The sequence below is a fragment of the Mesorhizobium sp. M0870 genome (assembly GCF_040319775.1).
In the GTDB taxonomy this organism is placed as follows: Bacteria; Pseudomonadota; Alphaproteobacteria; order Rhizobiales; family Rhizobiaceae; genus Mesorhizobium.
In genome coordinates, this window is record NZ_JAMYOI010000014.1 from 93,057 (window position 1) to 107,709 (window position 14,653).

General features: G+C 62.2%; 13 protein-coding genes and 1 pseudogene. 8 read left to right on the forward strand and 6 right to left on the reverse strand.

What is annotated here, in order from left to right:
• Positions 1–46 precede the first annotated feature (46 nt).
• The 3 genes from NKH97_RS18480 to NKH97_RS18490 all read right to left on the reverse strand — a co-directional run bounded on the left by NKH97_RS18480 (position 47) and on the right by NKH97_RS18490 (position 2,784).
• Complete coding sequence (locus NKH97_RS18480) at positions 47–1,285, reverse strand: NAD(P)/FAD-dependent oxidoreductase (protein ID WP_352632009.1); 1,239 nt, start codon at positions 1,283–1,285, stop codon at positions 47–49.
• A complete protein-coding gene (locus NKH97_RS18485; RefSeq protein WP_027161041.1) occupies positions 1,282–1,596 on the reverse strand; it encodes a Rieske (2Fe-2S) protein in 315 nt (104 codons plus the stop codon). The genes NKH97_RS18480 and NKH97_RS18485 overlap by 4 nt, the downstream gene beginning before the upstream one ends.
• Before the next feature lie 96 nt (positions 1,597–1,692).
• Entirely contained in the window at positions 1,693–2,784 is a 1,092-nt protein-coding gene (locus NKH97_RS18490; RefSeq protein WP_352632011.1) for a fatty acid desaturase family protein, read from the reverse strand.
• 169 nt (positions 2,785–2,953) lie between these two features.
• On the opposite strand from NKH97_RS18490, the gene NKH97_RS18495 reads away from it, so the two are divergent.
• The 7 genes from NKH97_RS18495 (at position 2,954) to NKH97_RS18525 (ending at position 10,740) form a co-directional block, all read left to right on the forward strand.
• On the forward strand, positions 2,954–3,985 hold the full coding sequence (locus NKH97_RS18495; RefSeq protein WP_023810652.1) for a LacI family DNA-binding transcriptional regulator: 1,032 nt from the start codon (positions 2,954–2,956) through the stop codon (positions 3,983–3,985).
• 302 nt (positions 3,986–4,287) lie between these two features.
• On the forward strand, positions 4,288–5,229 hold the full coding sequence (locus NKH97_RS18500; RefSeq protein ID WP_024502009.1) for a sugar ABC transporter substrate-binding protein: 942 nt from the start codon (positions 4,288–4,290) through the stop codon (positions 5,227–5,229).
• A 113-nt stretch (positions 5,230–5,342) separates the two neighbouring features.
• Positions 5,343–6,419: an ABC transporter permease gene (locus NKH97_RS18505; protein ID WP_023810654.1), complete on the forward strand. Its 1,077-nt coding sequence runs from the start codon at positions 5,343–5,345 to the stop codon at positions 6,417–6,419.
• A 2-nt stretch (positions 6,420–6,421) separates the two neighbouring features.
• A complete protein-coding gene (locus tag NKH97_RS18510) occupies positions 6,422–7,189 on the forward strand; it encodes an ATP-binding cassette domain-containing protein (protein ID WP_352440528.1) in 768 nt (255 codons plus the stop codon).
• Between the two features lie 116 nt (positions 7,190–7,305).
• Positions 7,306–8,301 carry an inositol 2-dehydrogenase gene (gene iolG, locus NKH97_RS18515; RefSeq protein ID WP_352440529.1) on the forward strand — a complete coding sequence of 332 codons (996 nt, stop codon included), beginning with the start codon at positions 7,306–7,308 and terminating at the stop codon, positions 8,299–8,301.
• Between the two features lie 33 nt (positions 8,302–8,334).
• On the forward strand, positions 8,335–9,129 hold the full coding sequence (locus NKH97_RS18520; protein WP_352440530.1) for an SDR family oxidoreductase: 795 nt from the start codon (positions 8,335–8,337) through the stop codon (positions 9,127–9,129).
• 519 nt (positions 9,130–9,648) lie between these two features.
• Positions 9,649–10,740: a 3-deoxy-7-phosphoheptulonate synthase gene (locus NKH97_RS18525; RefSeq protein WP_352798340.1), complete on the forward strand. Its 1,092-nt coding sequence runs from the start codon at positions 9,649–9,651 to the stop codon at positions 10,738–10,740.
• A gap of 263 nt (positions 10,741–11,003) precedes the next feature.
• Here NKH97_RS18525 and NKH97_RS18530 read toward each other — a convergent pair whose 3' ends face one another.
• Positions 11,004–11,639, reverse strand: a complete 636-nt coding sequence (locus tag NKH97_RS18530) for a LysE family translocator (RefSeq protein WP_352736556.1) — start codon at positions 11,637–11,639, stop codon at positions 11,004–11,006.
• 129 nt (positions 11,640–11,768) lie between these two features.
• On the opposite strand from NKH97_RS18530, the pseudogene NKH97_RS18535 reads away from it, so the two are divergent.
• A pseudogene (locus NKH97_RS18535) lies at positions 11,769–12,493 on the forward strand (helix-turn-helix transcriptional regulator).
• A gap of 43 nt (positions 12,494–12,536) precedes the next feature.
• Here NKH97_RS18535 and NKH97_RS18540 read toward each other — a convergent pair.
• Together NKH97_RS18540 and NKH97_RS18545 are read right to left on the reverse strand one after the other, a co-directional pair.
• Positions 12,537–13,280 carry a hypothetical protein gene (locus tag NKH97_RS18540; RefSeq protein WP_352798342.1) on the reverse strand — a complete coding sequence of 248 codons (744 nt, stop codon included), beginning with the start codon at positions 13,278–13,280 and terminating at the stop codon, positions 12,537–12,539.
• Positions 13,281–13,494: 214 nt separating this feature from the next.
• Positions 13,495–14,604 (reverse strand): Gfo/Idh/MocA family protein, encoded by a 1,110-nt coding sequence (locus tag NKH97_RS18545; protein ID WP_352798344.1) that lies wholly within the window; start codon positions 14,602–14,604, stop codon positions 13,495–13,497.
• Between the last annotated feature and the right edge of the window lie 49 nt (positions 14,605–14,653).

Genomic DNA, 14,653 nt, shown 5'->3' on the forward strand with positions numbered 1-14,653 from the left:
AGGAATTCCATATGCGATTACCCTTCCCACAAGGGGCAGAGCAGGCTCAAGCCGCCAGCAGCGACTTCAGCTTGACGTCCTGCGATCCCAGTGCTTCCGGCGCCGGCTTCGCGCGCTTGCCGATCAGCATTTCAGCCAGCCTGATGTCGCGGGCGACCGCGTTGCCGGGGCCGATGCCGCTGGCCGCCACCAGCCTGCCGTCCTGGGCCAGATGGAAGAGGATGAAAGCGCCGTCGCCGAGGTCGCGGCGCACGGTGCTGCTGCCTTCGTCGGACAGCCCGGCAATCTGCAGGGACAGACCATATTGATCCGACCAGAACCATGGCACCGCCGCATGCGCCTCGCCGGCACCCAGCATATTCCTCGCCGCCAGCGCGCCCTGCTCCTGGGCGTTGCGCCAGGCTTCCAGCCGTACGCGGCGGCCGCCATAGACGGCGAGCGGAAACGAGCAGCAATCGCCGGCGGCAAAGATGTCGGGATCGCTGCTGCGCAGCTCGGCATCGACGGCAATGCCGTTGTCGATCGCCAGCCCAGCTTCGGCCGCAAGCCCGGTCACCGGCACGGCGCCGATGCCGATGATCGCGAGGTCGGCGACGATTTCCCGGCCGCCGGCAAGCGCTATGCGCACCTTGTTGCCGTCGTCGGCGATGGACGCGATGCCGTCCCCGCACAGAATATCAACGCCCTCGGCGATGTGTGCATCGTGGATAATTTCGGCGATCTCGGCCGGCACGCCGCGCATCAGGATGCGCGGCTGCGCCTCGATAACGGTGACCGCAGCGCCTAGCTTGCGGGCCGCGGCCGCGAGTTCGAGACCGATGAAACCGCCGCCGATGATGGCGATACGGTTACCACGGTTGAGATGCGCGCGAATGGCGAGCGCGTCAGTGAAGGTTCTGAGATAGACGCAGCGCGGACCCAGCCCCGGCATCGGCAGCTTGCGCGGGGTCGAACCGGTTGCCAGCAGGAGCTTGTCGTAAGGCAGGACCGATCCGTCCGACAGGCGCACCGCATGCGCCGCGCGATCGATCGCCACGGCCTGGACGGAATGGATATGCCGGATCGATTTCTCGGCCAGAATGGCGTCGCTGGCGATCGCCTTGATCTCGGGCGCATCGCTGGCCATCGCCTCCTTGGACAGAGGCGGGCGCTCGTAGGGCAGATGCGGCTCGTCGCCGACCAGCGTCACCGGCCCCCGATAATCGAGGTCGCGCAGCGCCAATGCCGCCCGCCCGCCGCATTCGCCGGCGCCGATGATGAGCATCCCCCCCGCCATGTCAGTCATCCGATCTGGATCAGGACTTTGCCGGCATCGACCTTGACCGGATAGGTCTTGAGATTGACGCAGACCGGGGCGCCGCGGGCGTCACCCGTCTTGTAGTTGAAGCGGCCATTGTGCTTGGGGCATTCGATGATGTCATCCATCACCAGCCCGTCGGCCAGGTGCACCTTTTCATGCGTACAAAGGCCGTCGGTGGCGAAGAACTCGTCGTCGGGGCTGCGATAGATGGCGAAGGTGCGGCCGCCATGGTCGAAGCGCATCACATCCTCCTCGTCTATGTCGCCGGTGGCGCAGGCCTCGACCCAGTCGCTCATTCAAGTCCTCCCTAAAAGCAATCCAGAAAAAGTGCGCAGCGGTTTTCCGCCCGGAATTGCGTTAAAATAAACAGTCCAGATCGGATGGAAGCACGATCATTCCGCCGCGGCGACGATAGTGTCGTTGTGGAATTCTTCGCGATATGGCCGTGCGGTCGGCGGCAGCTCGCGTTTGAGGAAATAGTCCTCGTTGCGCAGCTGGCGCAGGAAGACCGGGATCATCTCGCGATAGCCGGCCAGGATCGACGGTGTCGGTTCCGGCAGATCGTGCTTGATCAGTTCGTGCAGCCTCGGCAGCGCATGATAGGGCACCATCGGGAACATGTGATGCTCGACATGGTAGTTCATGTTCCAGTAGATGAAGCGGCTGATCGGGTTCATGTAGACGGTGCGGCTGTTCAGCCTGTGGTCGGTGACGTTATCGGCCAGGCCGCCATGCTGCAGCAGCCCGACCATGACGTGATGCCAGGCGCCATAGAGCCTGGGCAGGCCAACCAGCATCAGCGGCAGAAACGAACCGGTGTAGAACGCCAGCGCGATGGTGGCGGCATAGATCGCCGTCCAGATGCGGGCGATCCGGATCGCCTTGGGCTGTTCCTGCTCGGGAATGAAGGTCTTTTCCGCCGCGCTGATGTTGCCGGCGGCGTTGCGCAGCATATCGCTCATCGCATGCCAGGCGTCGAGCACGCCGACGAAGCCCAGGACGGCGCGAACCAGGTCCGGCGGCCGCATGACCGAGATTTCCGGGTCGCGGCCGACGATGACGGTGTCGGTGTGGTGGCGCGTGTGGCTCCAGCGCCAGGTCACCGGATTGCGCATGATCATGAAGCAGGCGATCTGATAGACCACATCATTCATCCACTGCGTCCGGAAGGCGGTGCCGTGCCCACATTCGTGCCAGCGTGAATCCGTCGACGAACCGTAGAGGACGCCATAGACGAAGAAGAACGGCACGCACCACCATGTGCCCCAGAACCAGGCGCCGCCGGCGCCGCTGACGATCAGCGCGGCGAACCAGATTGCCGTATCGCGGATCGCCGGCCCGTCGGAGCGCTGCATCAGCTCCTTCATCTGCTTGCGCGGTACGTCGGTGTGATACCACTCGGCGGCCGACAGGCCGGTCTCGACGGCGAGCCTGGCGTCGCGGCCGATCAGGCTGTAGTCACGCCGGGACGGCGCAGTGGACATGATTTGCCTCCCTCGGCAAAGGCATCCGCCAGAGCGATGCCGTGAAATCCCTTGGTTTCGAGCATCAAAGTAACGCCGACCGATGATAGACTCAACATCACAAAGATAGTTTCTATCATTTCCCATCAGGATGATGTACGAAGGCTCAAGCAAATCCGACGAGGCAAGCATGGTGAAGCGGCCGACAATATCAGATCTGGCGCGCATCTCGGGCGTCAGTGTCGCCACCGTCGACCGCGTGCTGAACAACCGGCTGCCGGTGCGCGAAGAGACAGCGCGCCGCGTCTACGAGACCGCTACCGATATCGGCTACCACGCCGCCGGCCTCATCAAGCAGCGCATGCGCCAGGAATTGCCGGAGTACCGGCTGGGCTTCCTGCTGCTGCGGGGCAATGATGCCTTCTACGGCGACTTCGCGCGGGAACTTGAACTGGCCATCTCGCAATCGCAACGCTTCCGCGGCGTTGCGACCATCGATTTCGCCAGTTCCCTGGCTCCCGACGAAATCGCCTCCCAGATGCGCAGGCTGGCGGCGAAATCGAGGGCAATCGCCGTTGTCGGTCCGGACCATCCGACCCTGACAGCGGTCGTGGAAACCTTGAAGGCGAGAGGGCAGCCGGTCTTTTCGGTGCTGTCCGACTTTGCCGCCGGCATCCGGGAGGGCTATATCGGCCTCGACAACCGCAAGGTCGGGCGCACCGCCGCATGGATGATCTCCAAAGCAGCCAAGCGGCCCGGCAAGGTCGCCCTCTTCGTCGGCAGCCACCGCTTCCACGGCCATGAGCTGCGTGAGATCGGCTTTCGCTCCTTCTTCCGCGAGCATGCGCCGGAGTTCAGCGTGCTTGAAACGCTGGTCAATCTGGAAGCCAACCAGGTGACCCATGACGCGATGATCGATCTTCTGGCGCGTTATCCGGATCTTGCCGGCTGCTACGTCGCCGGCGGCGGCATGGAAGGCGCGGTCTCGGCACTGCGGGCAGCGAAACCCGCGACCATGCCGGTGGTCGTCTGCAACGAGATCAACGCCGAATCGCGCGCGGCACTCGCCGACAACATCCTCACTATGGTGATCTCGACCCCGCTCGCCGCTTTGTGCCGTGAGCTTGTCGACCTGATGGCGCATGCCATCGAAACCGGCGCCGCCAACGCTCCGGGCCAGACCTTCCTGCCCTTTGACATCTACCTGCCGGAAAACATCTAGCCCGCCGCCGCGCAAGGCCGCCGAGGCAAATGATAGAATCCATCAGAGCGATGCGTAAATCGGCCCGCAGGCCGCGGAATCGCCCTTGACGCCCCGATGTGAAATGGAATAAATATTTCATCATCTGTGTATTTTGGTTCTTTCGTTCCGGAACATCTGTTTCAAACAGAGGGCTTGACGTTCCAGCCAGGAGGCAAGCGTCATCCGGAATAGAAAAGATATCAGGGAGAGATTCCCCGGGGAGATCGGGGATTCCGGATAAATCGGTGAAACCGGACACCAATATGTGGAGGAGAAACACAATGAAGAAATTGATTTTGGGCGTCGCCTTCGCGGCGCTGATGAGCTCATCCGCCTTGGCCGCCAAGGTTGGCGTGTCGATGGCCAAGTTCGACGACAACTTCCTGACCGTGCTGCGCAACGGCATGATCGAGCAGGCCAAGGGCATGAGCGGCGTGGAGCTGCAGGTCGAGGACGCGCAGAACGACGTTGCCAAGCAGCTCGACCAGATCAAGAACTTCGCCGCCTCGGGCGTCGATGCCATCATCGTCAACCCGGTCGACACTTCGGCCACGCAGGCGATGTCGGATGCCGCGGCGGCCGCCAAGATCCCGCTGGTCTATGTCAACCGCGAGCCGGTCAATGTCGACACGCTGCCCGACAACCAGGCCTTCGTCGCCTCGAACGAAGCCGATTCCGGCACGCTCGAGACCAAGGAAGTCTGCCGCCTGTTCAAGGAAGCCGGCAAGAAGGAAGCCAATGTCTATGTGATCATGGGCGAGCTTTCCAACCAGGCCGCCGTGCAGCGCACCAAGGACATCGACGATGTGATCGCGACGCCGGATTGCAGCTTCATCAAGATCATCGACAAGCAGACGTCGAACTGGAACCGCGACGAGGCGCAGAACCTGATGACCAACTGGCTGTCGACCGGCAAGCCGTTCGACGGCGTCATCGCCAACAATGACGAAAGCGCCATCGGCGCCATCCAGGCGATGAAGGCCGGCAACATCGACATGAAGGCGGTTGTCGTCGGCGGCGTCGATGCCACCCAGGACGCGCTGGCGGCAATGCAGGCGGGCGACCTCGACGTAACCGTGTTCCAGGACGCGGCCGGCCAGGGCGCCGGCGCTCTCGATGCGGCGCTCAAGCTCTCCAAGGGCGAGAAGGTCGAGCACAAGGTCTACGTGCCCTTCCAGCTGGTGACGCCGGCCAACATCGACAAGTTCCTGAAGAAGAACTGAGCCGCCAACGGTTCGATACGGAGCGGCGCTCTCGATCGCGACAGCGCCGCTCCCCTCTCTCCCTCGGCGCCGGCACGGCGCGAGGGCGACCGCGGCTGATGGAGACAGGATACGTGGCACAGACATCTCATGGCGTCGGCGGCGTCGGCTATGATGCGAGGAAGCGCACATGGCCGGCCGAGTTCAATGTTTTCCTGGCATTGGTCATTCTCGTCGTCATCTTCGAACTGATCGGCCGCGTCTTTCTCGGCGACAGCTTCCTGTTCAACACACGCAGCGACGTCGGCGGCATCTTCAACGAAGCGCGCCTGCAGATCATCATCCTGCAGGTGTCGATCGTCGGCATCATCGCCATCGGCGTGACGCAAGTGATCATCACCGGCGGCATCGACCTGTCCTCGGGCTCGATCGTCGGCGCGACCGCCATGATCGCCATGAGCTTCGCCCAGGTGGCGACGGTCAACGGCAACCCCAATCCCAAGGCGATGTTTTTGGCGCAAGGCTGGACGGACCTGCCTGTCATCGTGCCGCTGCTGGTGGCGATCGCCTGCGGCCTGTTCGCCGGCCTGGTCAATGGCGCGCTGATCGCCTACACGCGCATTCCGCCGTTCATCGCCACGCTCGGCATGATGGTGACCGCGCGCGGTATCGCCAAATGGTGGTCCAAGGGCCAGCCGATCTCGTTTCCCACCGAGAGTTTCGCCGGCATCGGCAAAGGCCTGATGCCCGTCGTCATCTTCCTGTCGCTGGCCATCCTGTTCCAGCTGATCATGACCTACACCAGGTACGGCAAGCACTGTTATGCGATCGGCTCCAACGAAGATGCCGCGCGCATGTCCGGCATCAAGATCGCCAACCACAAGATCCTGGTCTACGTCATCGCCGGCATTCTCGCAGCGCTCGCCGCCGTGGTGCTGAGCTCCAAGAACCTGACCGCGCAGTCCGGCATGGGCGTGATGTACGAGCTCGACGCCATCGCCATGGCGGTCATCGGCGGCGTCTCCCTGTCGGGCGGGCGCGGCTCGATCATCGGCACGGTTATCGGCTCGCTGATCTTCGGCGTCATCATCTCCGGCTTCACCTTCCTGCGCCTCGACGCCTACTACCAGGAGATGGTCAAGGGCGTGATCATCGTCGGTGCGGTGGTTCTCGACCAGTGGCGCCAACGCCTGCGGGCAATGAGGGCATGACCATGTCAGACATCGTCCTGAAGACCGAAAACCTGACCAAGCGCTATGGCGGCGTGCATGCGCTGGAAGGCGCGAATTTCGAGCTGCGCAAGGGCGAGCATGTCGCCATCATGGGCGACAACGGCGCCGGCAAATCGACCTTCGTGCGCCAGATCACCGGCGTCGAGCAGCGCACAAGCGGCCAGATCTGGTTCGACGGCATGGAAGTGAATTTTGCCGGGCCGATCGAGGCCCGTACGGCCGGCATTGAGACCGTGTTCCAGAACCTGGCGCTGGCCGACGATCTCGACGTGCCTTCGAACCTGTTCCTAGGCCGCGAGAAGGTTTTGTTCAACCTCGGCCCGTTCTCGATCCTCGACCGCAAATACATGCGCAAAGCGACCGAGGCGGCGCTCGTCCGCACGGCGGTGAAGATCCCCAATCTGTCCAACACCATCCGCCACATGTCGGGCGGCCAGCGCCAGTGCGTGGCGATCGCCCGGACGGCAACCTTCGCTTCCAAGCTGATCATCATGGACGAGCCAACGGCTGCCCTTGGCGTGCAGGAGACCGCGCAGGTCGAAAACATCGTCCGTACGCTCAAGGACAATGGCGAGCCGCTGATCCTGATCAGCCACAATATGCGCCAGGTGTTCGATCTCTGCGACCGTATCGTCGTGTTCCGGCGCGGCCGCATCGTCGCCAATCTGCGCAAGGAGAACACCGACGGAAACGATATCGTCTCCTACATCACCGGCGCCAAGACCGGGGAGGCGGAACTCGCAGCCTAAAACAGGACGATCACCCTGTTTTAAGGACGATATGCGTGCTTGAAGCAATCTTGCCCCTTCCTCAGAGAAGGTGCGGACACAACTCTCTCTAACCCATCCCCCCAGAGGAAATACCCATGACCGTTCGCTTCGCTCTCCTCGGTGCCGGCCGCATCGGCAAGGTCCACGCCCGCGCCGTCGGCTCCAATCCGCAGGCCAAACTGGTTGCCGTTGCCGATGCGTTCGAGAAGGCCGCCAAAGAGCTGGCGAGCGCCTATGGCGCCGAGGTGCGCAGCATCGAAGACATCGAGAAAGCCGGGGATATCGACGCCGTCGTCATCTGCACGCCGACCGACACCCATGCCGATCTGATCGAGCGCTTCGCCAGGGCCGGCAAGGCGATCTTCTGCGAGAAGCCGATCGACCTCAACGTCAAGCGCGTCGAGAAGTGCCTGGCCGTGGTCGAGAAGACCAAGGCGACGCTGATGGTCGGCTTCAACAGGCGCTTCGATCCGCATTTCGCCGCCGTGCGCAAGGCGATCGACGACGGCGCCATCGGCACCGTCGAGATGGTCACCATCACCTCGCGCGATCCCGGCGCGCCGCCGATCGACTACATCAAGCGCTCGGGCGGCATTTTTCGCGACATGACCATCCATGATTTCGACATGGCGCGCTTCCTGCTCGGCGAAGAGGTCGTGGCGGTCAGCGCCCATGCCTCGGTGCTGGTCGACAAGAAGATCGGTGCTGCCGGCGATTTCGATAGCGTCAGCGTCATCCTGGAAACCGCTTCCGGCAAGCAGGCCGTCATCTCCAACTCGCGCCGCGCCACCTATGGCTACGACCAGCGCATCGAGGTGCATGGTTCGAAGGGTATGATCGCGGCCGAGAACCAGCGGCCGGTGTCGATCGAACTGGCCAACGAGAAGGGCTATACGCGCCCGCCGCTGCACGACTTCTTCATGACCCGCTACCTCGACGCCTACGCCATTGAGATCGCCGCGTTCATCACAGCCGCGACCTCGGGCAAGAAAGCGTCGCCGAGCGGCGCGGATGGGCTGGTGGCGCTGAAGCTGGCCGATGCGGCGCTGAAATCAGCAACGACCGGCAAGACCGTCCGTCTCGACAAGTAAGAACCCTTGGAAAGAAACCACAGGAGCACAGCGATGAGCGTATCAGCCGATCGCAATTCACAGACGCGCGCCATCGTCACCGGTGGCGCCCAGGGCATCGGCTTTGCCGTCGCCGAGGCGCTGGCCGACGAGGGCTGCCGGGCGCTGGCGCTCATCGGCCGCTCGCAGGAAAAGGGCGACAAGGCAGTCGCCCATTTCAAGAAAGCGGGCGTCGACGCGATCTTCATCAGCGCCGACGTCTCTAAAGTGGCCGACTGCAAGCGCGCCGTTGCCAGCGCGATCTCGCATTTCGGCGCCATCAACGCGCTGGTCAACGCCGCCGCGACATCGGCGCGCGGTTCGCTGGTCGAAACCAGCGAAGAGCTGTTCGACACCATCTTCGACACCAATGTGCGCGGGCCGTTTTTCCTGATGCAAGGCGTGGTGGGGCATCTCCTGGAAAAGAAGGCACCAGGCTCGATCGTCAACGTGCTGTCGATGTCTGCGCATACCGGCCAGTCGTTCCTGACGCCCTATTCGACCAGCAAGGGGGCGCTGATGACGCTGACCAAGAACGTCGCCAATGCCTATCGCCACAACCGCATCCGCTGCAACGCGGTGCTGCCCGGCTGGATGGACACAGAGGGCGAGGACATCGTGCAGAAGAAGTGGCACGACGCGCCGGACGACTGGTTGGCAAAGGCCGAAGCGGCGCAGCCGATGGGCCAGTTGGTCAAGCCGGACCAGCTTGCACGGCTGATCAGCTACATGGTGAGCCCGCAGTCGGGCGTCATGACCGGATCGCTGGTCGACTACGACCAGAGCATTGCGGGGGCGTCGCCGGAGTAGCGCCGGCGAGTCCCGCGGAAACGCCCATCACTTCGTCATCCACGGGCGGAGCAAGGAGCGTAGCGACGCGGCGCAGACCCGAGGATCCATGCCGCGACTCCAATGCGCCGCGACGGTGCAGAATTCTGTTCCGCTGCACTCTTGGTTGACGTCCCGGCATGGATCCCAGGGTCTCCGCGACGGAGCTTCGCTCCTGCTTTGCCCTGGGATGACGAAATCGCGAAGGTTCGGCCATCCTGAATTTGGCTGCCACCACCCACGTGACAAGCGCCTCCGCATCGACTATATGAGCCTCATGATCAACCTGACCGCCACGTATTGGTACTTTAGGAGCTCGCTGGCGGCGGGAGGATTGCGCTCGATCTGAAGATTGCAGCAACAAGATCCGAACAGCCGCCATACCTGGCGGCTTTTTTGTTTTCAGCCGGCAGGTTCCCTCTAAATCAAAGAGGAGCATGATGTCGTCCGAAAACCGCTTCACACTTTTCGGCATCATGCTCTCGACAGGAGCAGAAAGCCGTGTTGACCACCACAGACGACCTTCGGGTCAAGGAAATCCGAGAACTGAGCACACCGGACGAGGTGATGCGGGAGATACCGCGCACTTTGACGGCGACGCGCACCGTCAGCGCATCGCGCAACGCAACCCATGCCATCTTGAACGGCACCGACGACCGGCTGCTCGTCATTGTCGGCCCGTGTTCGATCCACGATCCGGTCGCGGCCGTCGACTATGCCAGCCGCCTGGCAGCGCTGCGCGAGAGCCTGTCGGACCGGCTGGAGATCGTGATGCGGGTCTATTTCGAGAAACCGCGCACGACGGTCGGCTGGAAAGGCCTGATCAACGATCCCGACCTCGACGGCAGCTTCAACATCGACAAGGGGCTGCGGATGGCACGCAACGTGCTGTCGGCCGTCAACAATCTCGGCCTGCCGGCAGCGACCGAGTTCCTCGACATGACGACGCCGCAATACATTGCCGACCTCGTCGCCTGGGGCGCGATCGGCGCGCGCACAACCGAGAGCCAGATCCACCGCGAACTCGCCTCGGGCCTCTCCTGCCCGGTCGGCTTCAAGAACGGCACCGACGGCAATCTTCGCATAGCCGCCGAGGCGGTGAAATCCGCCGCCCAGCCGCATCATTTCATGGCGGTGACCAAGGGCGGGCGCAGCGGCATCGCCACGACCACGGGCAATGAGGACTGCCACGTCATCCTGCGCGGCGGCGTTCAGCCCAACTATGATGCGGCGAGCGTCGAAGCCGCCGCTGTGGAACTCGCTCATATCGGCGTTGCGCCCAGGCTGATGATCGATGTCAGCCACGCCAATTCGGCCAAAAAGCCCGAAAACCAGCCCAAGGTGGCGGCCGATGTCGCCGGCCAGGTCGCGGCAGGCGACGAGCGCATCATCGGCCTGATGATCGAGAGCAATCTCGTCGCCGGTCGCCAGGACGTGGTGCCGGGCAAGCCGCTGGTCTATGGCCAGAGCATCACAGATGGCTGCATCGACTGGGCGACTACCGAGACCGTGCTGCACGGCCTTGCCGGCGCCGTCGAGTGGCGCCGCTCGGCACGCCGCGCCATGATCGACAACCGGCAGGGAGCCGCTTGAGCCACTATTGCCGGCCTTTGCCCGGCACGGACCCCCACCCCTAACCCCGCCCACAAGAGGGAGGGCAATCGCATATGGATACTTGCGAAGAAGGACCCCCACCCTAACCCTCCCCACAAGGGGGAGGGAACGCTGCCGCGCACTCCTACTCGAACCTTTGACGCCTGAAAACGTCGGCAGTTTGCCGTTGTCAGCGCCGACTGGTGTCCCCCTCCCCCTTGTGGGGAGGGGTTAGGGGTGGGGGTCCTCTTCGCAGGAAATCCCTACGCCGCCCTTAACCCCTCCCATGCCGTGAACACCGACACGGCAAAGAGCAGCAGTCCGGCCGCCCGGCCGGCAAAAATGGTCGCCCGCGGATTGGCGATCAGAAGGTTGCGGCTGCGGCCGGCTGTGATCGCCAGCCCGCCATAGATCGCAGCCTGCGTCACCACGGTCAGCAGTCCCATGATCGTCGCCTGCATCCAGATCGGACCGTAGTCCGGTTTCAGGAACTGCGGATAGACGGCAAGCACGAACAGGTATGCCTTCGGGTTGATCAGGCAGGTCACAAAACCCTGGCGAAAGGCCTTCCATGCGGAACGGCTGCCGGCAGGCCCCTCCTGACCGACAGTGATGGAACTGCGCATCAGCGTGATGCCGATAAAGGCCATGTAGGCGGCGCCGGCAAGCAGAAGCGGCTTGAACAGGATCGGCACGAAATGCATCAGCAGGCCGACGCCGATGGCGCCGTTCAGCGTGTGCACCATGCCGCCGACCATGATGCCGCCAGTCGCGGCGAGACCCCTGTCGCGTCCGCCGGTCAGTGCATTGGCGAGCACGAAGAGCATGTCCATGCCTGGAACGGCGATGATGCCGAACAGCAGGATAAAGAAAAGCCAGAGATTTTCCGCATAATCCATGTCAGTTGCCTGCCGCCTCGCTCCGCCAAACCGCAGCGGAACCTGTTGATTTTCAATTCGATAGGCGCTCCTATAGATCAGCCCAACTGACAATGCTGTGTCAGTTGGGCTCGCAACCCGGGGGAAAAAATGCGCAAGGCGTCACGCCTGTTCGAGATCATCCAGATCGTGCGGCTGGCGCGGCAGCCGGTGACGGCAGCAACGATTGCCGAGCGGCTGGAAGTGACGGTGCGCTCTATCTACCGTGACATCGCAGCACTGCAGGCGATGCGCGTGCCGATCGAGGGCGGGCGTGGCATCGGCTATATCCTGCGCCCCGGCTTCGACCTGCCGCCGCTGATGTTTTCGATCGAGGAGATGGAGGCGATCGTGTTGTCACTGGCGCTGCTGGAGCGCACCGGGGACAGCGAGCTCAAACAGGCGGCCAAGCGCGTCAGCGCCAAGATCGCCGGCGCGGTACCGCCGCCCCTGCGCCAGGCATTCGATGCCAATGCGCTGCATGCGTGGGGGTTCGCCGCGCCTTCGACCGGTGCGATCGATCTGGCGCTGGTGCGTCGCGCCATCCGCGATGAGGAGAAGCTCGACCTCTCCTATCGCGACGAAATGGGCCGCGCCTCCGAGCGACTCGTCCGCCCGATCGCCCTGATCTATTACGCCGAAACCGCCAACATCGTCGCCTGGTGCGAGCTGCGCCAGGCGATCCGCAATTTCCGCAGCGACCGGATCGAGGATTGCCAGGCGACGGGATCGAGGATTGCCAGGCGACGGGGCTGCGGTTCAAGGGCGAAGGCGACCGCTTGCGACAGGTCTGGGTCAACGGCTGGGAGACGAACGCCTCGACCGCCGCGAGTTGAGTTCCAGCGCTTTGGTTCTGCCACCGACCCAAGCTAGATAGTTCTATTGCCCTATCTTCGCCGCTACGCACCCCAACGAGGGCAGCGGAGTGATACCATCCTTTGTTATCTCGTCCTGCCGGGACCTGTTGTCGCCATCGGCAGCGCAGCGATGAATCGCCTCTAAGATAAGCTTTCTGACAGGCTCTTGCGGGAGTGACATATACTCGAAATACGTGTCCTTGGTCGGAAAGCCGTTCACGTAATCAAGAGCTCCAAAGACGCACGCGTTAGTTTCCACCTTGTTGCCTATCCCAAATTTAGTCTTATCAACAAAAACCAAGCCAACCGAGATCCACGTCTTTCTGCTGGTAAATTTATATGCTGTGCAGCCATCACCACTGAGGCGCGCCGTATAGGCAAATGATTTATAACCCTGCAGTAATTTCGAATTCCCCAATAATTTCTCTATGTCATTTGCAAAGACGCCTGGGGAAACTGATATAATGGAAATCTGAGTTGTCCCACTCGTCCGAACTAGGTCGAAAATGCCATCTCGATTAGTTCTATATTCACTTACGGAACCATCTATCTCAGGGCCAGCGTTGATAAGCTCATACGTTCTGGTGTAAGATGGCCATACTAAAATTTTCGCCCCTTGATCCAAATGTGACAAATACCTCAATGAAGCGCCTTTAACGCTTTGACCTATACCTTCGGCAGAAGCACCTGTTGCGATCATACTCAAGGAAAGGTAACTTGCAACTGCAAGTAAGAACCAGAAGTTTCTCGCTCCGAATTTGATCATTTATTTAGCCCGGTGAAATTCCTAAATTTTGCCTTGCATGGGATATCACTTTTCCCATCACGACGAAATCGGCTGCGCCAAGGAGCCTCATCTGCCCGAATTGCGCCTATCCGCTATGCCGAAACCACCAACATCGTCGCTTGGTGAGTTCCGCCAGCCGATCGCAATTTCCGCAGCTGAAGCGCCCATCACCAGTCGTGCTCCCCAAGAATGATCACCTCACATCCACCCAGCGCTTTTCCTCGAACGAGCGCGCCATGGCGTGCACGGTGCGCTCGATCTCCAGCCCTTCGGCGAATTCGATGAGCCGCGCCGGCCTGCCTTCAAGCCGCGTCAGCAATTCGTGGCACTCGATGATCTTGAGGTCGTTGAAGCCGAGGCCATGGCCGGGCGCCGGCAGGAAAGCGTCGTACGGCTTGTGGTGGGGCGCCACCAGTATGGTGCGGTAGCCCTGCTCGGTCGGTCGATCGGCGGTGACATAGAGCTGGATTTCATTCATCCGCTCCTGGTCGAACAAGATCGACCCTTTCGAGCCGAAGATCTGGACGGCGATGCGGCCCTTGCGGCCCCAGGCCGAGCGGTTGACCAGCAGCGTGCCGGCAATGCCATTTTCCAGATGCATCAGCACGCTGGCGATATCGTAGGTTTCGACCGCGCGACGGCCGCCGCTGGCCAGCTTGCGATCGGCATAGGGTTTGGCCATGTCGCAGATGACGCTGGCGACGCGGCCGAACAGGGCTGAGACCAGCGACAGCGGATGCACGGCGAAATCGTCGAGCGCGCCATAACCGGAGGCCGCCTCGTGCTTCCAGAAGAACAGCGCCTCGGGATCGGCCATGAAGTCCTCGTCCATCTCGATGCGCAGATGGTTGACCTCGCCGATGATCTTCTCTTCCAGCAAAGCGCCGATGTGGCGGATGGCCGGGCTCTGGATGTAGTTGTAGCCGAGCGCCGCGACCTTGCCGGACTTGCTCGCCGCCGCAGCCATCGCCTCGGCCTCGGCAAAGCTCGGCGCCATCGGCTTTTCGCACCACAGATGCTTGCCTGCTTCGAGGATGGCGATGGCCATTTCCGGATGGAACTGGTTGGGCGTGGTCAGCGAGACGATATCGACTTCGGGATCGTTGACTACGGCACGCCAGTCGCCGGACGCCTTGGCGAAACCGAACTCGCCCGCCTTGCGCCGGGCGAGTTCTTCATTGACCTCGCCGAGATGGACCAGCCGTGGCTTGGCAACGTCGGGAAAGACGGCGCTGACGGCACTCCATGCTATGGCGTGACACTTGCCCATGAAACCCGTACCGATGAGACCGACGCCGACCATTTTCCGTTTCTCCACTGCTTGAAGCGTTGTGTGGATGAATTAGTCCATT